This is a genomic window from Dactylosporangium sp. NPDC049525, from assembly GCF_040676755.1.
Taxonomy (GTDB): domain Bacteria; phylum Actinomycetota; class Actinomycetes; order Mycobacteriales; family Micromonosporaceae; genus Dactylosporangium.
Genome location: NZ_JBFAPO010000001.1, coordinates 37366 through 61887, shown reverse-complemented (window position 1 = coordinate 61887; position 24522 = coordinate 37366). Strand labels below are relative to the sequence as shown.

Genomic DNA, 24522 nt, shown 5'->3' with positions numbered 1-24522 from the left:
AATCGGGCACATGGTGCATTGACCACCGTCTGTGCCGCTGCCGTTGCGAGTGGCGGGATGCGCGACAGCCCGAAGGGGCGGCTCGCCATTCCTTCGGGCTGTCGGCAATGCGTACGGCGGGGACTACTCGACGATGGTGATGAGCTCCTCCCGCAGGGTGCGCAATGCACCCGCGAGGAGCCGGGACACGTGCATCTGGGAGATGCCGAGCTGTGCGGCGATCTGCGACTGGGTCAGGTTGCCGTGGAAGCGCATCGCGATGATCTTCTGCTCGCGCTCGGGCAGCTTGGCCAGGATCGGGCGCAGCGACTCGCGGTTCTCGACGTTGGCCATGTCGGGGTCCTCGCCGCCGAGCAGGTCACCCAGGCCGGTCGCGCCCGGCTCGGCGCTGTCGCCGGCGGGAGCGTCCAGCGAGAGGGCCCGGTATGCCTGGCCGCAGTCGAGACCCTCGATGATCTCTTCCTCGCTGACACCGAGGCGGGTGGCGAGGTCGGCGACAGTCGGGGAGCGGCCGAGGTCCTGGGCGAGGTCGCCGGAGACCTTCGAGATCTCCAGGCGGAGTTCCTGCAGGCGGCGGGGCACGCGGACGTCCCAGCCCTTGTCGCGGAAGTGCCGCTTGAGCTCGCCGACGATCATCGGGATGGCGTAGCTGGTGAACGCGGCGCCGCGGGTCGGGTCATAGCCGTCGACGGACTTGATGAGGCCGAGGTTGGCGACCTGGACGAGGTCGTCGAACTGCTCACCGCGGTTGCGGAAGCGCCGGGCGAGGTACTCGGCGAGGGGGATGTACAGCTCGATGAGCCGCCCCCGGACGCGGTCCCGGTCGGCGCCCGCGGGCAGGTCGCCGAGCAGGGACAACAGGGCCTTGGCCTGCGCGTCGTTGGCCCTGGTGCTGCTGTTCTCGGTCGGGGTCTCGTGGCTCCTGGCGATGGCGCGGGTGATGTCGGCGGAGGCCGGAGCGGAGGCGGAGACAGAGATCGTCATTGGGAATGACCCTTCTGGTGCGTTGACCGGAACGGCGGTGACGGCACGGGTTGGAGAGCCGTGCGGAAGGGGTTACGTCACCGTGCCAGGCGGGCGCTGCGCGCACTGAAGCTGGCGCCGGTCGGGAATCGCTCTCGACACCCGTTGTTTGAGTGCCGGTGCAAGACCTGCGAGGTCAACCGGAGGGCCGGTCCGCCGCTGCTGGACGGAAGCCCGAAATCGTCCGTTCGGACGAGGTGACCGAGGCCGACTGTACTAGAGCGATGCGCCAAATGCGAGATGAGCGCTCCCACGAGGTTGAAGCACCGCGCTCTATCACTGACTGTGTTGCGCCTCGATACGCTGGGTATGCGCAAGGAATGGTTGTGCATTTCGATTCGGTAGTCGATCGGGTCCGTATGCCGATACCGGGGCTGCGTTTTCGCAGCGCGCAGGCTACCGTCTCACCCGTGGCGTGCACCTGATTCAACATTGATCCGTGAGGTGCGGATCGGGGTGTCGTCGCTAAGGAGTTACACGTGGCATCAGGCACGGTGAAGTGGTTCAACTCGGAGAAGGGCTACGGCTTCATCTCGCAGGACAACGGTGGTCCCGATGTGTTCGCGCACTACTCGGCGATCCAGGCCACCGGCTACCGCGAGCTGACCGAGGGTCAGAAGGTCGAGTTCGAGATCACTCAGGGCCAGAAGGGGCCTCAGGCCGACAACATCCGTCCGGTCTGACACACCCTTAGTCGTAGGCCGAGACCCGCTTCACGGCCGAAGGAGTATGCAAGCCCCCGTCCGGAGTTTCCGGCGGGGGCTTTGCGGTTCTCGCGTCAGGGAGGCCGGCAGAGCGTCAGGCGGGCGGCGCCGCGGGTGGTCGGCTGGCGGAGCAGGGGTCAGGCCAGTGCGGCCGGGCGGGCGAAGACCTCGGGCGTGCACGACTGGGCGTAGGCGTGCCGGATCATCCGCAGCGCCCAGTTCATCCGGGTCGACGCGGTCTCCGGGTGATCGCCGAACTCGGTGGCGACCCTCGCGACGCAGCCCTGCACGCCCATCCTCCGCAGGGTGGTGGTCACCGCGGCGCGCACGTCGGCGTCCGCCGCGCCTTGCGACATCTGCAACGTGGAGGCGAAGAGTGCTTCGGCGCGGACCGCCTCGAATGTTGACTCCATGGTGTGACCTCCTGCTCGCTGCTCCCTGCTGAGGTCTAGCTAACTCCTGGCCGGGTGCCGAGGTGATGACTGTTTGGTTGCTAAACGGTTAGCCCGAACGTTTCGAGCAGGCCGGTGAGTTGCAGCAGCCGGTGCACGGCCGGGCTGGTGCCGGTGATGCGCAGGTCGCCGGCCACGTCGGCCTGTGCGGCGACGAGCACCTGGATGCCGGTCGAGTCCATGAAGGGCACGCCGGAGAGGTCGAGATCGACCCGTGAGGGCGCGTACGCACGGATGGCGTCGCGCAGCGACTCGATGAGGGTGGGGGCGCTCGTCATGTCGAGCTCGCCGGTCGCGGTCACGGTGACCGTGCCGTCGGCGGAGGGGGAGGCCATCGCGGCGAATGCGGTCACAGGTGCTTCACCACCCTCAGCAGGAGGCCGTCGCCACCGACGTCGATCGTGTCGGCAAGGGTCGAGACGACCTGGAGGGACGGTTCCGAGGGAAGAAGCGCGTCAGGGAAGTCCGGCGGCGACGTGACTTCGATCACGCACGCCTTCTCATCGACGGTAGCGCGGACCTGGAAGGCGACGCCCACCCGTATGTGGGTGATCACGTTGGCCCACGTCTCCGAGACGATCAGGCCGATGTCGGTGCGTTTCTGCTCGTCGACGCCGAGGCCGGCGAGTGCGCCGTCCAAGACGTGCCGGAGAGTGTTCATGCGATCGAGATCGCGCGGCAGGTCGACGGTCAGGCGCAGGTCCACACCTGCTGTCTTACCGCGTACCGGAGATCGGAAACGCTTTGCAGGTCAGCCCGCGTATGCGAACTCGCGGCTGGCGAGCTCCTGGTAGGCGGCGTTGATCATGCCGAGCGCCCAGTTCATGCGGGCCGCGGCCGTCTCCGGGTATTCGCCGAACTCGCCGGCGACCCGGCCGGCGCAGCCCTTGATGCCGAAGCGGCGCAGCGTGGCGGTGACCGCGGCGCGGACCTGCACCGCCGACGGCGCCTGCGAGGCCTGCAGGGCGGAGGCGAAGAGTGCCTCGGCGCGGACCGTGTCGAACGTGCTGTTCATGTCAACCCCCGGGTTGGTGTGCTTCCTGACACCAATCAGAGTTCCTTCGGGATGGTGCGGCTTGGTCCGCCGTGTGGTTGCCGGAAGGTAGCGTGTCGACTACGGACAGATACTTGCCCTGGACGGCTGGACGAGCTACGGTCAAGCCAGTCCCGCGGAAGTCGGCAGTCTGTCGCCCGGGGACCACCTTTCTCAAACGCGTGTCACGCCCTCTCGCAGGAAGCCAAAGTCACACGCGTTTCGGCCAGTGTCCTCAGGGACACAAGCCATCTCACACGCCAGTCCCGAGGAGGACGCCCATGGCCCCAACCGAAGTGTTGGATCGAAACGCCAAGCAGAATCATCCGGCGAAGCCTCGCCGCACCAGATCTCCGCAGCGCAACAGGGACCACAGCCGTCCCGCCAACCAGCCTCAGCCCCCAGAGTCGGGCGAGGCCCGGGACGTCTCCGGCATCGCCGACGTCTTCCGCGACAAGATGATTCTCCGGGTCGACAGCTACAGCCCAGGCCCGGACGACGTCGCGATCCCCGCCGCCATGGTCCGGCGATACGGGCTGCGGCACGGCGACGCGATCACCGGCAGTGCCAACGGTTCAACCCTGACCCGGCTGGACACCGTGCACGGCAACGACCCCGAGTGGGCCCGCACCCGGCCGGAGTTCAGCAAGCTCACCGCGCTGTTCCCACAGGAGCGGCTGCGCCTGGAGACCGGACCGCGGCAGCTCACCAACCGGCTCATCGACCTGGTCATGCCGATCGGCAAGGGCCAGCGCGCGCTCATCGTGTCGCCGCCGAAGGCCGGCAAGACGATGGTGATCCAGTCGATCGCCAACGCGATCGCGCAGAACAACCCCGAGGTCCACATCATGGTCCTGCTGATCGACGAGCGGCCCGAAGAGGTCACCGACATGCAGCGGTCCATCCAGGGTGAGGTCATCGCCTCGACGTTCGACCGGCCGCCGTCGGAGCACACCGGCATCGCGGAGCTCGCCATCGAGCGCGCCAAGCGGCTCGTCGAGCTGGGCCACGACGTGGTCCTGCTGCTCGACTCGATCACCCGGCTCGGCCGGGCCTACAACAACTCCGCACCCGCCTCCGGCCGCATCCTGACCGGCGGCATCGACGCCAACGCGCTCTACCCGCCGAAGCGCCTGCTCGGCGCGGCGCGCAACATTGAGAACGGCGGCTCGCTCACCATCATCGCCTCGGCGCTCGTGGAGACCGGCTCGACCGGTGACACGGTCATCTTCGAGGAGTTCAAGGGCACCGGCAACGCCGAGCTCAAGCTCGACCGCAAGCTCGCCGACCGGCGCGTCTTCCCGGCGATCGACATCGACGCCTCCAGCACCCGCCGCGACGACGTCATCCTGCACCCCGACGAGCTGCTCGCCGTCTCCCGCCTCCGCAAGGCGCTGTCGGCCAGCAACCAGTCGGCGACCGAGCAGCTGTTGGACCGGCTGGCGAAGACCCAGTCCAACGCCGAGTTCCTGACCATGCTCCTGCGCGGCAACGCGAGCTAGCGGGAGCGTGCCCCGGGCGTGAGACGGACCAGTGCCTCGTCCGCCGACAGCACGCCCAACGCCGAGGCGTATGCCATTTCCCGACCCCACGACGCGACGTCGGCCGGGGCGAGATCAGCCACGCCCTCGAGCGTCGTCAGGTGCTCGCGCAGCGCCAGCCAGCTCTCCGTCGCGGCCACGCCTTCAGGGGTGGTCTGGTCGGCCCAGCCGAAGTCGACCACGAAGTATTGCGCCAGGTAGATCGCGCCGAGGCCGATGATCGCGCCGGCCACCTGGTCGGGGATCTTGGCGCTGAGCTGGTCGTCCACCCACCACCACGTCACGAACATCAGCACCGCCGGCACGATCGCGCCGAGCAGCAGGGCGCGTCGCGTCGTCGAGGACAGGCGCGGCCGGCAGAGCCCACGCGTGCGCGCCTCCTCCACCACGGCCCGGTAGAAGGTCCGCCGCCACCTGCGCGCCTCGGTCCAGCTGTCAAAGGCCAGGCTGGCCAGCGAGGTCTCCCCGTTGACCGACAGGCGGTGCACCCGGTCCAGGATCTGCTGCTCATATGGCGTCAGCCTGCGCCCGTCACCCTTGCGCAGGCGGGCCGTCGTCTGCACCGGCTCCTCGCCGGTCTCCCGCAGCTCCAGGAAGCCCCGCGCGGCCAGGTCCAGCAGGGTGCTGTCGATCGCGTCCTCGTCGGAACGCCACCGGTTGACCATCAGGCTGACCACCGCCGGCGGCTCCTGCCCCGGCAGGTCGGTGCGGGTCGGCCCGGGCTCGGGCAGGCGGGGGCGGGAGCGCCACAGGCTCACCGTCACCGCGGCAGCCCAGACGGCCAGCGTGATGGGCACGCTGAACTCAAGGTACGGAGGCCAGTCCACGACGGTCCTTCCCACGGGGGATGGGGAGACTTCGAGGAATTACTCTAGCGGCTCCGCGACCACCACCTTGCCGACCATATGTCCGTCTTCCACCATTTCGTGGGCTCGCGTGAGCGTTGCGGCGGTGATCGGCGACAGCCGGGTGGTGAGCGTCGAGCGGACCGTGCCGGCGTCGACGAGGTCCGCGACCCGGTTGAGCAGGTCATGCTGGGCGATCATGTCCGGGGTCTGGAACAGCGGCCGGGTGAACATCAGCTCCCAGTGGAAGCTGATGCTCTTCGCCTTGAGCGGCAACAGGTCCAGCCCTTCGGGTTCGTCGATCGCGGTGATCGCGCCGCCGGGCCGGAGGATCTCCGCGAACCGCTCGATACGCCCCGCCGTGCTCGGCGAGAAGATGTAGTCGACCCCTTCGGGGAGGTCGTGATGGTCCACGACGTCATGCGCGCCGAGATCCAGCACCCACTTGCGAGACTCGTCACGTGACGCGGTGCCGATCACGGTCAACCCCGTCAGCGCCCTCGCCAGCTGGATCACCATCGAGCCGACCCCGCCAGCGGCGCCGAGCACCAGCAGCGTGCCCGCGGCGCCCGCCTCCAGCCCGAACCGGTCGAACAACGTCTCCCAGGCCGTGATCGTGGTCAACGGCAGCGCGGCCGCGGCGGCGAAGCCCAGCGACCGCGGCTTGCGACCCACGATCCGCTCGTCGACCAGGTGCAGCCGCGAGTTGCTGCCCGGGCGGTCGATGCTGCCCGCGTAGTACACCTCGTCACCCGGCGCGAACAGGCTCACCTCGCTGCCCACCGCGGTGACGACCCCGGCGGCGTCCCAGCCGAGCACCTTGTCCCCGCCGCCCCGCCGGACCTTGTAGTCCACCGGATTCACCGACACGGCCCGCACCTGCACGAGCAGGTCCCGCGGCCCGGGCGCGGGCACGGGCAGTTCAACATCCTTGAGGCCGCGCGACGTGCTGATCACGGCCGGCATGTTCGTTCCCATGCCGCCGACGCTACCCAGGACGCCCTAGTTACCTGCAAGGGTTGCGAGTTTCCATTGGGTACTGTTGGGCGGTGCCCGACGATGTCTACGCGGCCTGCTGCCCGTGCCGCGACATGCTGGACCTGCTGGCCAACAAGTGGAGCGCCCTCGCCCTCGGCGCCCTGGAGGACGGGCCGCAGCGCTTCGGCAGTTTGCGGACCAGACTGCAGGGCATCAGCCCCAAGGTCCTCACGGTCACGCTGCGGAAGCTGGAGGAGCACGGACTGATCACGCGGGAGGTCTTCGCCGAGGTGCCGCTGCGGGTCGAATACGAGCTGACCCAGCTCGGCCGGGACGCCAACGCGCCGCTCGCGCAGCTGCGGACCTGGGTCGAGTCGAACATCCACCGTTTCCCGGCCGCGGTATGACGCTGCCCCTGCTGCCCGAGCTGAGCCTGGACCTGGCCGACGAGGACGCGGGCCTGTTCGACGCCACGGGCGGGAACTACCGCAGCGACGCGCCGCCGCCGTTCTGGTCGTTCGCGTGGCCGGGCGGCATGGCCCTGGGCCGGTTCCTGCTCGACCAGCCGCTGTACGTCGCCGGCCGCAGCGTCATGGACCTGGGCGCCGGCTCCGGCCTGGTCGGGATCGCCGCCGCCCGCGCCGGCGCCTGCACGGTCACCGCGGTCGACACCGACCCGGCCGCCCTGGCCGCCTGCGCCCGCAACGCCCGGGCCAACGGCGTGGACATCGTGACGTCATCGGTCCCGGTCGCCGCCGAGGTCATCGTCGCCGGCGACGTCTTCTACAGCGGCCCGGTCGCGGAGCGGGTGTTGGGCTTCCTGCGCCGCAGTGGCGCCGAGGTCCTCGTCGGCGACCCCGGCCGCGGCTACCTGCCGACGCGGCTGTTCGAGGCGCTCGCCACGTACGAGGTCCCGGTCCGCGTTAAACTTGAAGATCAGTGCACGATGCGCACCACGATCTGGCGCCTGCGCTGAGTAGTGGCCTGGTGACGACATTGGAGATCAATTTCTCCTGCCAGGGTACGGTGTAGATAGCCGGTCGACACCACCGAACGCCACGTAGCGCCGCCGCGATACGGCGACCTGGCCGCTCTTTCTTGTTCAGGCCGTCCAAGCGCTCGTCGAGGCCCGCCCGGCGCGACGCGTCCGCGAGGGCGCGCTTGTCGAGGCCCGCCCGGCGCAGCGCGTCGGCGAGAGCGCTGTTCTGCAGGCTGCCGCTGTTGCGCCGCCGACCGTCGCCCGCCGCCCGGCGAGTAGCGGCCGCCGGCCCGCGAGTAGCGGCCGCGCGAGTCGCCGCCACGTGAGTCGCGGTGGCGCACAACCTGGTGGATCCCTGTTTGCTGGTGGATCCCTGTTTGTCGGCGACCAGTAATCCACCGGGTTGTGCGAGTTGTGCGAAGTGCAGATCGATCGCAGGTGTCGGGATGCGCCGCCGCGCCTAGGCCTGCGAGCCGTCAATTCGCAACGGGCTCCAGGCACCGCAGATCCTTCGGGGCGTCGGTGCGCAGGTTCGTCGGAGCGCAGGGTTGTCGGAGCGCAGGTGAGAGCGGGACCCGCGCCTGCAAACGCAGGAGCCCCCCACGCCGCGCGATTCGCACGCGGCGTAGGGGGCCATCCCCGTCCTTCGGGGCGCGCAATCGTCAGTTCTTGTTGAGGCCGTCCAAGCCCTTGTCCAGGCCCGCCCGACGGAGCGCGTCGGCGAGGGCGCTGTTCTGCAGGCTGCCGCTGTCACGCTGCCGGCCGCCGCCACCACGGGAGTCGCCGCCGCGGCCGCCTTGACCGCTGCCGCCCGAGCCGCCGCGCTGACCACCGCCACCGCCGGCGCCCGTTCCGCCGCGCTGACCGCCACCGCCACCGCCCGAGCCGCCGCGCTGGCCGCCACCGGCGCCACCGCCACCCTGACCGCGCTGGCCACCGCCTTGAGCACCGCCCTGACCGCCACCACCGCCACCGGCGCCGGCGCCGCCGCGACCGCCGGGGCCGCGCTGACCGCCGCCACCCCCGCTGCGCGGGGCGCCGCCGTCCGTGGTGCGGGGACGGCCGCCGCCGCTGCCCTCCGGGGCGCCGGACTGCTGGGCCTCGTCGTCCAGGCGCAGGGTCAGCGAGATCCGCTTGCGCGGGATGTCGATGTCCAGGACCTTGACCCGCACGATGTCGCCGGGCTTGACGACCTCCCGCGGGTCCTTCACGAACGTGTACGACAGCGCCGACACGTGCACCAGACCGTCCTGGTGGACGCCGACGTCGACGAACGCGCCGAACGCAGCCACGTTCGTGACCACGCCCTCGAGCAGCATCCCGGGCGAAAGGTCGGAGATCTTCTCCACGCCGTCGGCGAAGGTCGCCGTTTTGAACGCCGGGCGCGGGTCGCGGCCCGGCTTCTCCAGCTCTTTGAGGATGTCGGTGACGGTCGGCAGGCCGAACGTGTCGTCGACGAAGTCGGCCGGCTTCAGCTTGGCGAGGGCCGTGCCGTTGCCGATCAGCGTCTTCATGTCGGTGCCGGTCGCCGACAGGATGCGCCGGACCACCGGATACGCCTCGGGGTGCACGCTGGAGGAGTCGAGGGGGTCGTCGCCGTCGGGGATGCGCAGGAAGCCCGCGCACTGCTCGAACGCCTTCGGGCCGAGCCGCGCCACGTCCTTGAGCGCCTTGCGCGACCGGAACGGCCCGTGCGCGTCGCGGTGCGCGACGATTGCGTCGGCGAGGCTGCCGCCGATGCCCGAGACCCGGGTCAGCAGCGGAGCCGAAGCGGTGTTGACGTCGACGCCGACACCGTTGACGCAGTCCTCGACCACCGCGTCGAGGGAGCGCGACAGCTTCGACTCGGACAGGTCGTGCTGATACTGCCCGACGCCGATCGACTTCGGGTCGATCTTCACCAGCTCAGCGAGGGGGTCCTGCAGGCGGCGGGCGATGGAGACGGCGCCGCGCAGCGACACGTCCATGCCGGGCAGCTCCTGCGAGGCGAACGCGGAGGCCGAGTACACCGACGCGCCCGCCTCGGAGACCATCACCTTGGTCACGTTGAGCGCCGGGAACTGCTTGACCAGGTCGGCGGCGAGCTTGTCGGTCTCGCGGGAGGCGGTGCCGTTGCCGATCGAGATCAGCTCGACGTCGTGCTTCTGGCACAGCGCGGCCAGCACGGCCAGGGACTCGTTCCACTTGTTCTGCGGGACGTGCGGGTAGATCGTGTGCGTGTCGACGACCTTGCCGGTGGCGTCGACGACGGCGACCTTCACGCCGGTGCGGAAGCCCGGGTCCAGGCCCATCGTGGCGCGGGTGCCGGCCGGCGCGGCGAGCAGCAGGTCACGCAGGTTGGCGGCGAAGACCCGCACCGCCTCCTCCTCGGCCGCCTGCCACAGCCGCATCCGCAGGTCGATCCCGAGGTGGACGAGGACCCGGGTGCGCCAGGCCCACCGGACCGTGTCGTTGAGCCACTTGTCCCCGGGGCGGCCCTCGTCGCGGATGCCGAACTTCGCGGCGATCGTGGGCTCATACAGCGACGGGAGATCGGGGTCCTGGGTGGGCTCCAGCACCAGGTCCAGCATCTCCTCCTTCTCGCCGCGGAACATCGCGAGGATCCGGTGGGACGGCAGCTTGGTGAACGGCTCGCTGAAGTCGAAGTAGTCGGAGAACTTCGCCCCGTCGGACTCCTTGCCGTCCCGCATCCTCGACACGAGCCGGCCCTGCGACCACATCTTCTCGCGCAGCTCACCGATGAGGTCGGCGTCCTCGGAGAAGCGCTCGACCAGGATCGCCCGGGCCCCGTCCAGGGCCGCGGCGGCGTCGGCGACACCCTTCTCCGGGTCGACGAAGACCGCGGCGGCGGCCAGCGGGTCGACGCTCGGGTCGGCGAGCAGCCCGTCGGCGAGCGGCTCAAGGCCTGCCTCGCGGGCGATCATCGCCTTGGTGCGCCGCTTCGGCTTGAAGGGCAGGTAGATGTCCTCGAGCCGGGCCTTGGAGTCCGCGGCCATGATCTGCGCCTGGAGGGCGTCGTCGAGCTTGCCCTGGCTGCGGATCGACTCGAGGATCGCCGCGCGGCGCTCCTCCATCTCCCGCAGGTAGCGCAGCCGCTCCTCCAGAGTGCGCAGCTGGGTGTCGTCGAGCATCTCGGTCGCTTCTTTGCGATACCGGGCGATGAAGGGCACGGTCGCGCCGCCGTCGAGCAGCTCGACCGCGGCGGTCACCTGCCGCTCCCTGACGCCGAGCTCCTCGGCGATCCGCTGCTGAATGGAGGTCGTCACGATCCTGCATTCTGCCCCACGGACCTCGCACGTCGCGAAGCCAGCGGGATGTGTTCCGCCGGAGGCGCACACATACTCACGCGTCGTGACCGCGGACAAGATTGCATTCGACCCGCGCGTCACGGTTCGCGCGGAGGGACGCCGGCTTCAGGCGGCGGGCACGCCAGTGATCGACTCGGCCTCGTCGTTCATCCGCTCCAGCTCCCGCTTGACGTTCTCGAGGGCCACTTCCGGCCCGTCCGGGTGGAACGGCAGCGCCATCGGCAGTCCGTACCCCCACCGCACGCCATCGGTCTCGATGCCCAGGCCCTGTGCGTGCTGGGCGAAATATTCGAACAACAGCAGCAAGTGCAGTTCGCGCTTGGCGGCGATCCGCTCCCTGGCCTCGCCCCGATCCCTCGCCCAGTCGCGCAGCACCAGCGCCGGCGCGTCCGGTGCGGGCGCTGTACCGCCGGCCAACGCTGTCCAGAACTCCTGCAGTTTGTCGCCGTTCTCCGGCCAGGCCAGCTGCTGGTACATGCGGAACACCATCTGCGCGGCGATGACGATCTTCGACTTGGGATAGGACTTGGCCGCGTCGCCATACCAGTCGGTCAACTCCTCCCGCCGCGTCCGAAACTCGTCGACGTCGGCGTGCTCGTCGCGGACACCGTTCCAGTCGCGCCAGCCGTGCGCCGACCGCTTGCCGAAGAGGAACTCCTCGTAGCGCATCGCGAGCCGCATCGTGGAGCCGGTCTGCGTGCCGGTCATGCGGCCGCCGATGGCGAACACGTCGTTGAGGCTGCGAGGACGCATCGTGTCGAAGTACTTGAACATCCATCGCGGCACGTTGTCGAACACGACGAACCCGTGCGGCCGCTCCTGGCGGGTCAGCCCGGTCAACCGGTGCTTGCCGTTGATCAGCAACCCGCGATCGTCGAAGCACAGCGGCCCGTTCGGCAGGAACGACACGAACCGGTCCGTCCGCATGAGCTGCTCCCACCGGCGGACGTCGCGCTGGCTGACCGGCCGCTGGTGGAAGTCCGGGTCGGAATCGGCCTTCAACAGGATGCCGCGCGCCTCGTCCGGCCCGATCAACCGCATCGTCGGCCGCATGACCCTGGGGTTGTCGATCTGCGGCACGGCCCGGTACATCCCGGCCGCGTCGAACGGATCGTGTGCCACGGATTGCCCTCCTGCTTGTCGGTACGACGCTTCCATTCGCCAAGAAACGTGCCAGCATTGCCGGGGAGCGAGGCTCCTTGCTGTAGGAGGCGTGGAGAGCCCCGCTCCCGGGTGGTCACATCTGGTCCCTATCGGGGGTCAGATGTGACCACTGTCCCGCAACATTCTTGTTGCGAGTCCGGCTGCCAGCATGACCGGCGTCAAGATCCTGGCCGCGGCCCATAGATCCATCTGCACCGTGATGGTGATCGTCATGCCGGCCCGTGGGCGCCGGTGCCTTCCGCCGCGCCTTTGCCGGGCCATCCAGGAACCCCCTTCAACACAGCCCTTCGAATAAGGACCACGGCAAATACGATCGCACATCGCAAGCCTTGCGCAAAGTCCGGAATGAGGAAAAGTACGTCCCCGTGTATGCGCAGGTCAAGTACATGATCAAGTGATCTTGATGGCTCTTTACGGCGACTGGAATAGCTGATCGTTGCCCGGCACAGTGAAGCAGTCACACTCCGCGAAAAATGCGAATCACCGCGCCGTCTAGAACTTCTAGCGTCATAACAATGTCCGTCTCAGGTGGACGATGTTGCCCAACACTTGCGTCACTCGTTCGTGTGCCTCTGAAGAAGGCGTGCCTCTGAAGAAGGCGTGCAGCTGAAGAAGGCATGTTCGGCGTGGGCAAGCTCGTCGTCCGTCCAGGCGTAGCTGAGAAAAAAACATGCGCGGCGAGGCGGGTGTGGGCAAGTCGGTCCTCGGCAGGCGGCCGGGCACGAACAACTGGACGTCGTTTACAAGACTGCGCAGGAGCCCACCGGTGATCCGTGACCGGGTCGGGTCCCGGTACCGGAAGGAGCGGCGGGTCGAGGCCGGTCCGACCCGACGACGTGCGCGGTGGCGCGGCGGCCGTTCGAGGTGCTGTGCAGGTCTGTTGCAACCGCAGGTCTGCCTGCCGAACCTCGAACGGAGCGTAGTTTGACCATGAGCCCAACGTGAGCTGGAAAAATTCGAGGAGAAAGCGTTATTGACCCTGGGCCGATCCGTCTCCTGAATAGTTCGACAGGAGGATGCGGATGGGCGCGGCCACGGTGATCGCGGCGAGGGACGGGGATCAGAGGGCGCTGGATGCCCTGGTCGCTGAGTACCTGCCGCTGATCTACAACATCGTCGGACGGGCGTTGCAGGGGCACGCCGACGTCGACGACGTGGTCCAGGAGACCATGCTCCGCATCGTCGACGGGCTGCCGCGGTTGCGCGAGCCCGACAGCTTCCGGTCCTGGGCCGTCGCCATCGCGATGCACCAGGTCAGGGACCGGCACCGCCGGCAGACGCAGGCGCCGCTGGTGGGGGACTGGGCCGACCCGACCGACACCGCGGACCCCGGCGCCGACTTCGCCGACCTGGCCATCACCCGGCTGCGGCTGTCCGGGCAGCGGCAGGAGGTCGCCGAGGCGACCCGGTGGCTCGACCACGACGACCGGGAGCTGCTGTCGCTGTGGTGGCTGGAGGCCGCCGGGCAGCTCGAGCGGGAAGAGGTCGTCGACGCGCTGCGGATCTCCAAGCAGCACGCCGCGGTGCGGATCCAGCGAATGAAGGCGCAGCTCGACGCGGCCCGGGCCGTGGTGCGGGCCCTCGCCGTGCGGCCCCGCTGTCCTGAGCTGCACGCCATCGTGACCAGCTGGGACGGACGGCCGAGCGCGCTGTGGCGCAAGCGGCTGGCCCGGCACACCCGCGAGTGCCAGCGCTGCGACCGGGCGTGGATGGACATGGTCGCCGCGGAGCGTCTTTTGGCCGGGATTTCGCTGGTACCGGTGCCGTTCGTCTTCACCGCGGCCGCTGCGAAAACCGGAGCGCTGACGATGGGCGGCGGAGGCCTGAAGGCGCTCATCGCCGGCTGGTTCGGTGCGGTGAAGCCCGCCCTGGCCGGTGTCGCCGCGACCGTCGCGATCGCCGGGGCGGCCGGCGCCGTCTACGTGACCACCCAGGGCGAGCAGCAGCCGGCGGTGGTGTCCCAGCCGGGCGAGTCGCCCTCGATACTGCCAAGCTCGAGCAACGCAGCGCCCAGCAGCGCCCCGCCGTCGAGCGCGGCCCCCAGTAAAACCGCAAGCGCGCCGGCGGCACTGCCACCGGCGGTGAAGAGCCCGAAGAAGGGCGTCAGCACCAACGGCAAGGTGAACTTCAACCAGGCCGCGGTCAAGGACATGAAGGCCGGCTGGTACTACAACTGGTCCCCGAGCCCCAGCTTCGGCGCGACCAGCGGCGTCGAGTTCGTGCCGATGGTGTGGGGCACCACCAACGTCGACGCCGACGTGGCCAAGGCCAAGGCGAACGGCAAGGTGCTGCTCGGGTTCAACGAGCCGGACCTCAAAGAGCAGTCGAACATGAGCCCCGAGCAGGTCCTCGACCTGTGGCCGAAGCTGCAGGCGTCCGGGCTTCGCCTGGGCAGCCCGTCGGTCGCATACGGCGGCGACACCGCGGGCGGCTGGCTCGACCGGTTCATGAGCGGGGCGAAGTCGCGCGGCTACCGGGTCGACTTCATCACGCTGCACTGGTACGGCGGCGACTTCGGACCGGACGCGCCGAACCAGCTCAAGCGCTACCTGCAGAATGTGTACAACAAGTACAAGCTGCCTATCTGGCTGACCGAGTACGCGTTGATGCGCTTCGAAGGCGGCACCGTCTACCCGAGCATGGATCAGCAGGTCAGCTTCGTGAAGAGCTCGACGTCGATGCTCGAAGGGCTGTCCTTCGTCGAGCGGTATGCCTGGTTCATCCTGTACACCTCGAAAGCGGGCGACACCGGTCTCTACAGCAACGGCACCACCCCGACCGGGGTCGGCGCCGCCTATCGCGCAGCAGGAGGATGATCATGGACGCGAGATCGGGTGGCGCCGCCACACTGCTCGGTGCGCTGAACGACGCCTGTGAGGATTTCCAGCGGTACGGGCAGCAGGTCGCCGCCACGCACGGCCCCATCCACTGGGAGCTGATCGGGCGGATCGGGCCGGGCGAGGCGCCGTTCGCGCTCGTCGGGGTGGTGCTGCGGTACGACCGGACCACCGTCGACCTGGGCGTCGACCTGTGGGTGCGGGAAGGTGCGTTCGAGGTCAGCGGCTACGGCACCGTCGACGGCCGGCGGCTGCTGATCGACCTGCCCGACGTGCTGACCGACGATCTGGACGAGGCGATCGACGTGCTGCGGGAGTACACCCGGCGCCTGTGCTCTTATCGCAACGTGCTGGACGAGGTCGCCTGAAGCAGCGTGCGCCGTGACCGGGTCCGCATCCGCAGGTGGACGGCGAGCGCGACCAGCCCCACCGCCGCGGTCGCCGCGCCGCAGGTGACGAAGGTGGCCGACGCCCCGACCGCCTGCACCAGCGGCGCGCCCAGCAGCGTGCCCAGCGGGGTCGACACGACGAGCACCGCGCCGCGGGCGGCGAGCACCGGCGGCAACTGCCCGGCCGGGACCGTACGCTGGAACAGCGACATGCTGGTCGCCGGGTACGGCGCCCACGCCAGCCCGGCAAACGCGAGCGTGATCATGTGCGCCCACAGCGGCCACGTCAGGCCGAGCGGCACGAGCAGCAGCCCGAAGCCGATCACCACGCCGATCGTGGTCGGCCACAGCGGCAGCCGGCGCAGGTGCCCGGTGACGACCGCGCCGATGACCGCGCCCACCCCGAAGGCCGTGTACAGCAGCCCGATCTCGCCGGCGCTCGACACGAACAGCGGCACCGCGACCGGCACCGGGCCGAACAGCAGGAAGAACCAGAACGTCAGGACCATCAGGCCGAGCAGGTGCGGGTCTCGGCCGATGACCGCGAAGCCCTCGCCGCGGTCGCCGGTCGGCTCCTGGGCCGGCGTCAGCGACCTGATCTGCAGGAACGACACCGCGAGGACGGCGAACGTGGCGGCGTCGACCGCGAGGACCGCCGGCGCGCCGAGGACCGCGATCAGCAGGCCCGCGATCGCCGGGCCGGCCACCGTCGAGGCCTCGGCGATGACCGTGAGCAGCGCGTTCGCCGGCAGGTGCAGGGTGCTCGGCAGGACCTGCGCGATGACGGTGTACCGGCCGGCCGAGCCCCACGCCGACAGCAGCGCGGAGATGGCGAGCAGCACCACGTACCGGCCGATCGACAGGCCGCCGCAGGCGGACAGCAGCGCGACGGCGCCGAGGAACACCGCCCGCAGGATGCCGTCGCACGCGACGAGCTGCGCGCCGCCGTGGTTGCGCAGCAGCGGCCCGAACACGATCGCGCCGAGGGCGCCGGGCAGCGCGTACGCGGCGATGGCGAGCCCCACCCACAGTCCGCGCGCGTGGTCGGGCGCCAGTTGCAGTGCCAGCCACCCGACCGCGACCGCGCTCATGCCGTCGCCCAGCGCCGAGAGCACCAGCCCCGGCAGGACCCGGTTGAACACGGGGTGCCGGATCACCGGTAGATAGGGAGACATCGATTGATTCTCGCCTACGTGCTGGGCATTCTCCAAGGATGATCGCCAAGGCGCGTAACAGCGGCGGCACGGGGTACCCGGAGGCCATGGTGAACTTCGGTTACACACTGATGTGTGAGCAGACCGGGCCCTGCGAACTCGTCGACGACGCGGTGCGCGCGGAAGAGGCCGGGTACGACTTCGCGGCGATCTCCGATCACTACAACCCGTGGCTGGTCGAGCAGGGACACTCACCGTTCGCCTGGTCGGTGCTCGGCGCCGTCGCGTACGCCACCCAGAACATCGAACTCATGACCATGGTGACCTGCCCGACCCGTCGCTACCACCCCGCGGTCGTGGCGCAGCAGGCGGCGACGATCGGCGCCATGTCGCAGGGCCGGTTCACGCTCGGCCTCGGCGCGGGGGAGAACCTCAACGAGCACATCATCGGCCCCTGGCCGCACCGCACCCAGCGGCACGAGATGATCGCCGAGGCCCTCGAGATCATCCGCCCGCTGCTGGCCGGCGAGACGGTGCACCACGGCGGCACCTACTTCGACGTGCCCGAGGCACGGCTGTGGGACCGCCCCGACGAGGGTGTCCCGGTGGTCCTCGCCGTGTCCGGCGACGATTCCCTCGCGCTCGCCAAGCCGCTGGACGGCACCGTGGCCGTCTCGCCGGAGGCCTCTCTGCGCATCCCGGGCAAGCCGGCGTACGGGCAGGTCGCGCTCTGTTACGGGCCGGACGAGTCCGAATGCCGCAAGCGCGCCCTCGACCAGTGGCGCTGGTTCGGCCTGCAGTGGCCGGTCCTGGCCGAGCTGCCCGACCAGCGCGCCTTCGACGCCGCGGCCGCGAACGTCACCGAGGACGACGTCGCCGCGTCCGTGCCGTGCGGGCCCGACCTGGACCAGCACGTCGCGGCGGTCCGCAAGTACGTCGACGCCGGCTTCACCCACGTCGCGCTGGTCCAGATCGGTGGCGGCCACCAGGAGGAGTTCCTGGCCTGGTCGCAGGCCGAGTTGCTGCCGGCCCTACACGCCGCCGGGGCGTAGCCGGGGCAGGCGCGAGTCGACGTCCGGTACCGAATATCCCAGCGCACGCAGGCGGCTGGACACCTCCTCGATCGGCTTGCGGATCTTCTGCGCCGCGGCGAGGAGGTGGTTGAGCGGCACCGGCTGGCCGGCGTCCAGCCAGGGCCGCGAGCCGTCCAGGTCGGTGCTGGCCAGGAGGAGGTCGTTGGGCTTCACCGAGTCGACCTGGATGCTGCTGAGGTCGACGTCGACGTTGTAGCCCAGCGTCTCCAGCCGCGCGGCGATCTCGTGCACCGGCCGGCGCACCCGCCGGGCCGCCTGCAGCAGGTGCGGCAGCGGCACCTGCTCGTCGAGGTCCAGCCACGGCTGCGAACCGTCCAAGTCCCGGCTGGTGATCAGCAAGTCGTCCGGCTCGACCTGGTCCAGCGACGGACCGGAGCCGTGCAGGCTCACCGCGTATCCGAGGAACGTCAGCCGGGCCGCGATGTCGTGCACGCTGCGCCGGGTCCGCTGCGCCGCCCGCAGGATGCGGATCGTCGGGACCGCCTTCATCGGGTCCAGCCACGGGTCGGAGCCGTCGAGGTCCTCGCTGGTGATCGTCAGGTCGTCGGGCTCCAAGTGGTCGATCAGGATCGCGTCGGGGTCGACGTCGACCCGGTACCCGACCGCCGCGAGCCGCGTGGCCACGTCGCCGACGTCCCGGCCGGTCGCCTCCGCCGCCCGCAGCAGGTGGATCAGCGGCACCGGGCGGGACGAGTCCAGCCACGGCTGCGAGCTGTCCAGGTCCCGGCTCGCCAGCTGCAGGTCCTCCGCCTCAAGCTTCACCACGTCGAGCGCGTCGAGGTTGCCGCCGAGCGTGAACCCGAAGCTGCGCAGCCGCGACACCACCTCCGCCACCGGCCGGCCGGTCCGCTCGGCGGCGCGCAGCACGTGCACCGGCGCCACCTCCTCCAGCAGGTCCAGCCACGGTGACGTGCTGTCCAGGTCCCGGGAGATCAGCACCAGGTCGTCGGACTCGACCGTCAGCGACTCCCAGCCGGGCTCCAGCGGATAGCCCAGCAGCGCCAGCCGTGCCGCGGTCTCGTCGGCCGGCAGGTCCACCTTGTGCGCGGCGCGCAGCACGTGCAGCCGCGTCACCGGCTCCCGCGGGTCGAGCCACGGGTGCGAACCGTCCAGGTCGCGGCTCGCGATCGTCAGGTCCTTCGGGCCGAACTGCTCGATCGGCAGCATGTCCACGTCGACGTCCACGTCGAAGCCCAGCTGCCGCAGCCTGGCAACGATCTGCTGGATCGGCCGGCCGGTCTTGTGCGTCGCCCGCAGCAGGTGTACCAGGTGGACCGGCAGGTCGGGATGCATCCAAGGCCGGGTGCCGTCCACGTCACGGCTGGTGAACACCAGGTCGTCGGGGTCGACGCCGACCTGCGCGGCACCCACCGAAGGCTCGTAGCCCAGCTGGTCGAGCCGGGCCGCGATCTCCAGCGCGCTGCGGCCGGTCTTGCGCGCGGCGCGCACCAGGTGCACCAGCGGCACGATGTCGACCGGATCCAGCCACGGGCCGGTGCCGTCCACGTCGACGCTGAGCAGCAGGGCGTCCGACGGCCGGGAGCGCAGCGCCCGCTTCCAGTCGGCGCCGGGCTTGAGCACCTTGCGGTAGCGCCCGCCGGCCGCGAGCGCGGTCAAGCGCCACTCGACCAGCTCGTCCGGCCCGCCGACCGGCCCGTCGTTGGCCACGAAACAGCCGGTGACCGCCGCGTCGACGGTCTCGCCGTCCATGTCCCACTTGCCGTGGCCGCGCTCGATCGCCTGCTCGAAGATGAGGTCCGCGACCAGCGGCCGGATCGGCGCCAGCCGGCACAGCCACTCGTAGCCGAGCAGCGTGGTGCCGGGCGCGGTGAGCGCCGGCACCGCCTCCCACAGCAGCCGGTCGACGTCGTCCTCGCGGTAGGCCAGGATCTTCGTCCGGTCGACCGACAGCCGTGGCGCGAGGTCCCGGTTGAGGTTGACCACCGCGCCGAAGATCTCCTTGCCGGCGTAGAGGCCGTCGGCGAGCAGCGCGCCGGTGCCCTTGCACCACCACACCCGCGACCCCTCGGTCGGGACCACCCCGGCGCCGACGCCTTCCTCGTCCTCGTCGTCGTCATCGATCGCGCTCGCCGCCTCGGACAGCTCGCCGGGCGCCCAGTGCTGGGTCTCCACGCCGTCGGTCGCGTCGGTGGTGAACTCGGCCACCCACAGCAGCTTGCGCAGCTCCTCGACCGACGCGACGGTGACGCCCTCGCGCAGGTGCAGCCGCACGGTAGTGCCCGAGTCGCCGCCCGGGCCCAGCACCTGGATCCGGAACAGGCTGCCCGGCCCCGCGATCGACACCCGCAGCCGCTCGCCCGCCTGCCCGTCGCGGCCCATCCGGCACGTCTCGACGGTCAGCTCGTCGGCGAGCATGAAGTAGCTGAGCACGCCGATGCCGAACCGGCTGTTGGGGAACAGCTGCACCGGCGGGTCGAGCCGGGCCCACTCGGCCTGCTCCTCGAGAAACTCCGGCAGGTCCGCGAGCCGCACGCCGGCCTGCGAGAACACCTCGCTGAGCTCCCGGACCCCCATGCCGATGCCGTTGTCCACGCAGTCCAGATACGGCCGGCCGGCGTCGTCGACGCCCTGCTCGAAGCGGATCCGGCCGTCCCACTGCGCCGGGCTCGTCGCGGTGGTGCGGGTCAGGAACTCCGTGCGCGCCTCCCGGTAGCGGCACGCGTCCAGGGCGTTCTGATACAGCTCACGAATGGCAAGGGCCGGGTCGCCATACAGCTGCTCGCCCATCAGCAGCTCCCGCACCCGGTCCTCGGCCAGCCGGAACCGGACCCCCGCGGACTGGTAGGCCGGCGCACCGTCGACGATCGCGGGCCGCACCTCGTCGGTGGCCGCCCGGTTGGGCAGGTGCCGCAGCGCGGCGAGGGACTCGTCCCTGGACGCCGCCCGTTGTGCCTCAGCGAGCAGTTGATTCAGCGTTTCGATGTGTACGCGCAGCGCCACCTCGATCGACGGGTGCGCACAGTCGGCGTTGAGCACCAGCGTCGCACCGCGCAGGTCCCACCGCGCCACGTGCACCGTGTCGATGACCTGGCGGGGCGTGACCGGGTCGCCGATGCCGAGGTGCTCGCCGATGACCTCGGGCAGCACCGTCGCCTCGACCGCGAGCCACCTGGCGATCGTCAGCAGGAACGCGACCAGCCGCTCCCTCGTGCCGTGCCGGTCCGCCGACACCAGCGACTCCGGCCGGTCGTGCCGGTTCAGGAACGCCGGGTCCGCGCGGATCGCCCGCAGCAGCTCCGCCAGGCGCTTCTGCGGCTCGTCGTTCAGCACGGTCGCGAGGTCCTGCGTCTGCCCCTCCGGCCCCCGGATCAGCGCTTCGATCGTGGCCGGCTGGTATGCCGCGGGACGCCGGCCGATCCACCGGTGCAGCAGCCACCAGCCCAGCTCGGCGGCGGCCTGCCGCCGGCCGGCCCGGATCGCGGCGAGCGCCCGGCGGTGCGGCTGGGCATACGTCTGCGAGAACCGCTCGAACGCGGCCCGGTCGCTGGAGGCGTCCTGCGACGGCTCGAGGTCGCCCGGCTGCACCCCACGCTCGGCCGCGGCGATGGTCGCCCACAGCGCGTCGTGCAGGAACGGCGTCGTCACCAGCAGCTCCGCCTCGGCGCCGCTGAACCGCACGTCGTCGGGCAGGAACCCGATCAGGCTCGCCACCTGCTGCGACATCCGCCGGGCGAAGTCACCGTCCTGCCACGGATCGTCGGTGAGCAGGGCCGCCGCCCGCGCCCGCGCCTCGGCGAGCTGGCGCACGAGCGTCACCGCCCGGTCGCGATGTGACGCACCGTCGGTCACCCGGCCCCACACCGTGTGCTGTGCCGCGAACGTTTCCCAGCCGTCAGGAGCCATGCGGGAAAACTTACCGGCCAATGGCAACGGACCGCTCCTGTTGGGGCCGAACGGCCGGTCGCGCGTCCTTGCGTCTGCAAGCTACGGTGCAGCGGGCAATGGTGGCCGTTGGAAGGAGTACGTCGGGTATGTCCGTCGCTGAAGACGGCAACGAGCAGGAACAGCCGGGCACCACGCCGCAGCGGGCAGACCGGGCGGCGCGGCATCGCGTACCGCCGGCGGCCTCCACATCCGCGCAGGTCCCGCTCCTGCCAGAGCCGTTCAACCCGGCGAAGCCGACGTTCCCGACAGGTGCGGCGATCCCCCGCCAACGCCGCGGCGGCCCCACCGCGATCGCGACCGCCTCGATCCCGACCATTCCCGTCGAGGACGACAGGCCGGACTTCGACGTCCTGTTCGCCGACGCGCTGGGCGACGACCCCGCGGAGCCGGACGAGCCTCCTGCCGACGAGGTCGAGGACCCGCCCGCTGACGAGGCGGACGACGCGACCGCTGACGACCCGTCCACTGACGAGGCGCAGGATCCGTCCGCTGTCGAGGCGGAGGACCCGTCCGCTGTCGAGGTCGACGACCCTTTCGCTGATGAGGTGGAGGACCCGGCGACGGTCGGCACGCTTGCCGGTGAGGTCAGGGCGAGCGCCGTGCCGTTCCTGGACGAGCCCGTCGCGCTCAGCAAGCCGATGGTCCAGTCGCCGTCGCTGGTGGACCCCGCCGCGTTCGAGTCGCCCGCGTTCGAGTCATCCGCGTTCGAGTCGTCCGCGGCGGCATCACCCGCGGCGGCATCACCCGAGGCCGAGGAGCCGGTCGACGAGGTTGCCGCGGAGCCGGCGCCGGTCGGGGTGGCGCAGGTCGTGGTGACCGCGGACGACTCGCCGACCGTGGCCGACTACGTGCCGCCGGCCTTCGCGATCGTCACCGACGACCCCGGCGACGAGGACGGCCCCGACTACCGCGGATCGCGCCGCCGGATCGCCGCCTGGCGCCGGTACCCGGTCGGCGCGGTCGCCGTGGCCGTGCTGATCCTCCTGGTCACCGCCGCCGTGGTCCTGCAGCTGGTCCGCGACACCGGCAACGACCCGGTCCCGGCCGCGGGCGAGGCCAGCCCGCAGCGGTACGGCGGTGTCGGTGGCCTGCCGGAGCTGACCAAGGACGCCGGCGCCGCGTCGCCGACCGGCGGTCCGACCTCGGCGGTCCCGTCGCCGAGCCGGACGAAGTCCGCCAGCCCACGGCCGAGTGTCTCCGCATCCCCGTCCAAGTCCACCAGCACCGCGGCGCCACCCCCGCTGGTCAGCGGCCAGCTCCGCGGCGCCGGCTCCGCCAAGTGCCTGGAATACCGCTCCGGCGAGAGCAACCGCGCCGTCATCGACAACTGCGACGACCGCGCCAGCGGCCGCACCAACCAGCGCTGGAGCTTCCAGAGCGACGGCACCATCCGCGCCGACGGCGGCTGCCTCGACGTGCTCAACGCCGGCACCGCCAACCGGACGCCCGTGCGACTGTTCACCTGCAACGGCACCCCCGCCCAGAAGTGGACCGTGGTCGGCGACGGCACCCTGCGCAACGTGAACGCCAAGCGCTGCCTGGACGTCGAGAACGGCAGCAACAGCGCCGGCAGCCCCGTCATCATCTTCGACTGCAGCGCCGCCTCCAACCAGAAGTGGTCGCTGCAGGCCTACTGACCCTCCGGTCCGTCGTTCCGGCGGGAGTGTTTGGGGATGGTGAGGGCGGCGGCGGTAGCGAGGAGGGCGGCGACGCACAGGGTGGCGTCGGTGGTCGCGGCCGCGGACGGTGCTGGGGCGAGGGACAGATAGACCGTGCCGAAGGTGGCGACGCCGAGGACGGCGGCGAGCTGGGTGACGGTGGCGACCACGCCGCTGGCGTCGGCGGCGACCGCCGGGGGGACGTGGGCCAGGGCGACGCCGATCAGCGGGCTGAACGCGGCGCCGAGGGCGAGGCCGTAGACCGCGCTGACCGTGAGGTACGCGGGACCCAGTGGCCGGCCGTCGCGGATCGTCCAGGCCATGAGGGCGTAGCCGACGGTGACGACGAACAGGGCGAAAGGGATCACGCGGCGGTGCCAGTGGGCGGGGAGCCGGCGCCAGTTCAGGCTGCTCGCGGCGAAGCCGACGGCGGCGGGGACCAGTACCAGACCGGCTTTTGCGGGGGTGTAGCCGAGGTCGCTCTGGGTGTGCAGGCCGAGGGTGAACAGGAAGCCGGCGTAGGAGGCCATCACGGCCAGGATCGCCGCCGCCGCGGGGAGCAGGCCCGGTGAGCGCAGCACCCGCGCCGAGATGAGGGGTGCCGCGCTGCGCCGCTGGACGAGGGTGAACGCGCCGAAGAGTGCGGCGCTGGCGGTGAGGCTCGCCCAGGTCCACCACGGCCAGCCGGACTCGTGGCCGAGGACCAGCGGCAGGACCAGCGTCAGCACCGCCGACGCGAGGGTCAGCACGCCGAGCGGGTCGAGGCGGCGGGTGGCCGAGCCGCGGTCGCGGGGCAGGTGCCGGCGGCCGAGGAGCAGCAGGGCCAGCCCGACGGGGACGTTGACGAGGAAGACCGGGCGCCAGCCGAGGCCGAGCAGGTCCGCGCCGGTGAGGAAGCCGCCGAACGCCTGGCCGGCGACGGCCGCGCCGGCGAGGACGGCGCCGTAGAAGCCGAGGGCGCGGGTGCGGGCCGGGCCGGTGAAGGTGCGCTGGATGATGCTGAACACCTGCGGCACCATCAGCGCCGCGCCGGCGCCCTGCAGGAGGCGGCACGCGATCAGCGGGCCGGTCGCCGGGGCGAGGCCGCACAGCAGCGACGCGACGGTGAACCCGGCGAGGCCGGCCTGGAACGCCCGGCCGTGGCCGTGCCGGTCGCCGAGGCGGGCGCCGGTGACGAGCAGGACGGCGTAGGCGACGGCGTACCCGGTGACGACGAACTGCAGGCCGGCCCCGGACGCGGCGAGGTCGGCGCGGATCGACGGCACCGCGACGTTGACGATGGAGACGTCCAGGACGGCCATGAACTGCCCGCCGAGCACGGTTGCCAGCAGGGCGCCGCCGGCCCGTGCGGTCGATGGTGGGGCAACGAGAGCGGTCATGGCGTCAGCCTCGGGCGTCGCCGACACTGGTAACGAGAGCCCGCTCATCCTGGTATCAGCACCACCTGGCAACGCCCG

The 24522-nt window shown here is 70.7% G+C and carries 20 protein-coding genes; 8 read left to right on the top strand and 12 right to left on the bottom strand.

Annotated elements, in window-relative coordinates; all coding sequences use genetic code 11:
- Positions 1 to 123: 123 nt before the first annotated feature.
- On the bottom strand, positions 124 to 984 hold the full coding sequence (locus tag AB0K00_RS00240) for an RNA polymerase sigma factor SigF (protein WP_363512835.1): 861 nt from the start codon (positions 982 to 984) through the stop codon (positions 124 to 126).
- A gap of 518 nt (positions 985 to 1502) precedes the next feature.
- Between AB0K00_RS00240 and AB0K00_RS00235 the strand changes: the two genes are divergently transcribed.
- Positions 1503 to 1706 carry a cold-shock protein gene (locus AB0K00_RS00235; RefSeq protein ID WP_033363591.1) on the top strand — a complete coding sequence of 68 codons (204 nt, stop codon included), beginning with the start codon at positions 1503 to 1505 and terminating at the stop codon, positions 1704 to 1706.
- Positions 1707 to 1864: 158 nt separating this feature from the next.
- Here the strand turns inward: AB0K00_RS00235 and AB0K00_RS00230 are convergent, their stop codons facing one another.
- The 4 genes from AB0K00_RS00230 to AB0K00_RS00215 all read right to left on the bottom strand — a co-directional run bounded on the left by AB0K00_RS00230 (position 1865) and on the right by AB0K00_RS00215 (position 3194).
- The gene (locus AB0K00_RS00230) at positions 1865 to 2140 is read right to left on the bottom strand and encodes a hypothetical protein (RefSeq protein WP_363512832.1); all 276 of its coding nucleotides are present in this window, start codon (positions 2138 to 2140) and stop codon (positions 1865 to 1867) included.
- A gap of 80 nt (positions 2141 to 2220) precedes the next feature.
- Complete coding sequence (locus AB0K00_RS00225) at positions 2221 to 2532, bottom strand: STAS domain-containing protein (protein WP_363512829.1); 312 nt, start codon at positions 2530 to 2532, stop codon at positions 2221 to 2223.
- The gene (locus AB0K00_RS00220) at positions 2529 to 2885 is read right to left on the bottom strand and encodes an ATP-binding protein (protein WP_363512826.1); all 357 of its coding nucleotides are present in this window, start codon (positions 2883 to 2885) and stop codon (positions 2529 to 2531) included. Before AB0K00_RS00220 ends, AB0K00_RS00225 begins: the two co-directional genes overlap by 4 nt.
- A 45-nt stretch (positions 2886 to 2930) precedes the next feature.
- Positions 2931 to 3194 (bottom strand): hypothetical protein, encoded by a 264-nt coding sequence (locus AB0K00_RS00215; protein WP_363512823.1) that lies wholly within the window; start codon positions 3192 to 3194, stop codon positions 2931 to 2933.
- A 299-nt stretch (positions 3195 to 3493) separates the two neighbouring features.
- On the opposite strand from AB0K00_RS00215, the gene rho reads away from it, so the two are divergent.
- Positions 3494 to 4714, top strand: coding sequence for a transcription termination factor Rho (gene rho, locus AB0K00_RS00210; protein ID WP_363512820.1), 1221 nt, complete (start codon positions 3494 to 3496; stop codon positions 4712 to 4714).
- Here the strand turns inward: rho and AB0K00_RS00205 are convergent.
- Both AB0K00_RS00205 and AB0K00_RS00200 read right to left on the bottom strand, forming a co-directional pair.
- Complete coding sequence (locus AB0K00_RS00205; RefSeq protein ID WP_363512817.1) at positions 4711 to 5550, bottom strand: hypothetical protein; 840 nt, start codon at positions 5548 to 5550, stop codon at positions 4711 to 4713. The genes rho and AB0K00_RS00205 overlap by 4 nt on opposite strands.
- A 69-nt stretch (positions 5551 to 5619) precedes the next feature.
- Positions 5620 to 6576 (bottom strand): zinc-binding alcohol dehydrogenase family protein, encoded by a 957-nt coding sequence (locus tag AB0K00_RS00200; protein ID WP_363512814.1) that lies wholly within the window; start codon positions 6574 to 6576, stop codon positions 5620 to 5622.
- A gap of 71 nt (positions 6577 to 6647) precedes the next feature.
- Here AB0K00_RS00200 and AB0K00_RS00195 point away from each other — a divergent pair, with 71 nt between their 5' ends.
- Positions 6648 to 6983: a helix-turn-helix domain-containing protein gene (locus AB0K00_RS00195; protein WP_363512811.1), complete on the top strand. Its 336-nt coding sequence runs from the start codon at positions 6648 to 6650 to the stop codon at positions 6981 to 6983.
- Entirely contained in the window at positions 6980 to 7552 is a 573-nt protein-coding gene (locus AB0K00_RS00190) for a 50S ribosomal protein L11 methyltransferase (RefSeq protein ID WP_363512808.1), read from the top strand. The genes AB0K00_RS00195 and AB0K00_RS00190 overlap by 4 nt, the downstream gene beginning before the upstream one ends.
- Before the next feature lie 665 nt (positions 7553 to 8217).
- Here the strand turns inward: AB0K00_RS00190 and AB0K00_RS00185 are convergent.
- Together AB0K00_RS00185 and AB0K00_RS00180 are read right to left on the bottom strand one after the other, a co-directional pair.
- Entirely contained in the window at positions 8218 to 10821 is a 2604-nt protein-coding gene (locus AB0K00_RS00185) for a Tex family protein (protein WP_363512805.1), read from the bottom strand.
- A gap of 147 nt (positions 10822 to 10968) precedes the next feature.
- On the bottom strand, positions 10969 to 11985 hold the full coding sequence (locus AB0K00_RS00180; protein WP_363512802.1) for a hypothetical protein: 1017 nt from the start codon (positions 11983 to 11985) through the stop codon (positions 10969 to 10971).
- A 1064-nt stretch (positions 11986 to 13049) separates the two neighbouring features.
- Here AB0K00_RS00180 and AB0K00_RS00175 point away from each other — a divergent pair.
- Both AB0K00_RS00175 and AB0K00_RS00170 read left to right on the top strand, forming a co-directional pair.
- Positions 13050 to 14843 carry a sigma-70 family RNA polymerase sigma factor gene (locus AB0K00_RS00175; protein WP_363512799.1) on the top strand — a complete coding sequence of 598 codons (1794 nt, stop codon included), beginning with the start codon at positions 13050 to 13052 and terminating at the stop codon, positions 14841 to 14843.
- A gap of 2 nt (positions 14844 to 14845) precedes the next feature.
- Positions 14846 to 15232 (top strand): hypothetical protein, encoded by a 387-nt coding sequence (locus AB0K00_RS00170; RefSeq protein WP_363512796.1) that lies wholly within the window; start codon positions 14846 to 14848, stop codon positions 15230 to 15232.
- Here AB0K00_RS00170 and AB0K00_RS00165 read toward each other — a convergent pair.
- Positions 15202 to 16428 carry an MFS transporter gene (locus AB0K00_RS00165; RefSeq protein ID WP_363512793.1) on the bottom strand — a complete coding sequence of 409 codons (1227 nt, stop codon included), beginning with the start codon at positions 16426 to 16428 and terminating at the stop codon, positions 15202 to 15204. The two genes, AB0K00_RS00170 and AB0K00_RS00165, sit on opposite strands and share 31 nt — an antisense overlap.
- Before the next feature lie 86 nt (positions 16429 to 16514).
- Between AB0K00_RS00165 and AB0K00_RS00160 the strand changes: the two genes are divergently transcribed.
- On the top strand, positions 16515 to 17459 hold the full coding sequence (locus AB0K00_RS00160) for a TIGR03557 family F420-dependent LLM class oxidoreductase (protein WP_363514950.1): 945 nt from the start codon (positions 16515 to 16517) through the stop codon (positions 17457 to 17459).
- Here the strand turns inward: AB0K00_RS00160 and AB0K00_RS00155 are convergent.
- A complete protein-coding gene (locus AB0K00_RS00155) occupies positions 17439 to 21365 on the bottom strand; it encodes a hypothetical protein (RefSeq protein WP_363512790.1) in 3927 nt (1308 codons plus the stop codon). The genes AB0K00_RS00160 and AB0K00_RS00155 overlap by 21 nt on opposite strands.
- A 128-nt stretch (positions 21366 to 21493) precedes the next feature.
- Here AB0K00_RS00155 and AB0K00_RS00150 point away from each other — a divergent pair, with 128 nt between their 5' ends.
- Positions 21494 to 23044, top strand: a complete 1551-nt coding sequence (locus AB0K00_RS00150) for a ricin-type beta-trefoil lectin domain protein (RefSeq protein WP_363512787.1) — start codon at positions 21494 to 21496, stop codon at positions 23042 to 23044.
- On the opposite strand, the gene AB0K00_RS00145 is transcribed toward AB0K00_RS00150, so the two are convergent.
- Positions 23038 to 24444 carry an MFS transporter gene (locus AB0K00_RS00145; protein WP_363512784.1) on the bottom strand — a complete coding sequence of 469 codons (1407 nt, stop codon included), beginning with the start codon at positions 24442 to 24444 and terminating at the stop codon, positions 23038 to 23040. The two genes, AB0K00_RS00150 and AB0K00_RS00145, sit on opposite strands and share 7 nt — an antisense overlap.
- Positions 24445 to 24522: the final 78 nt, after the last annotated feature.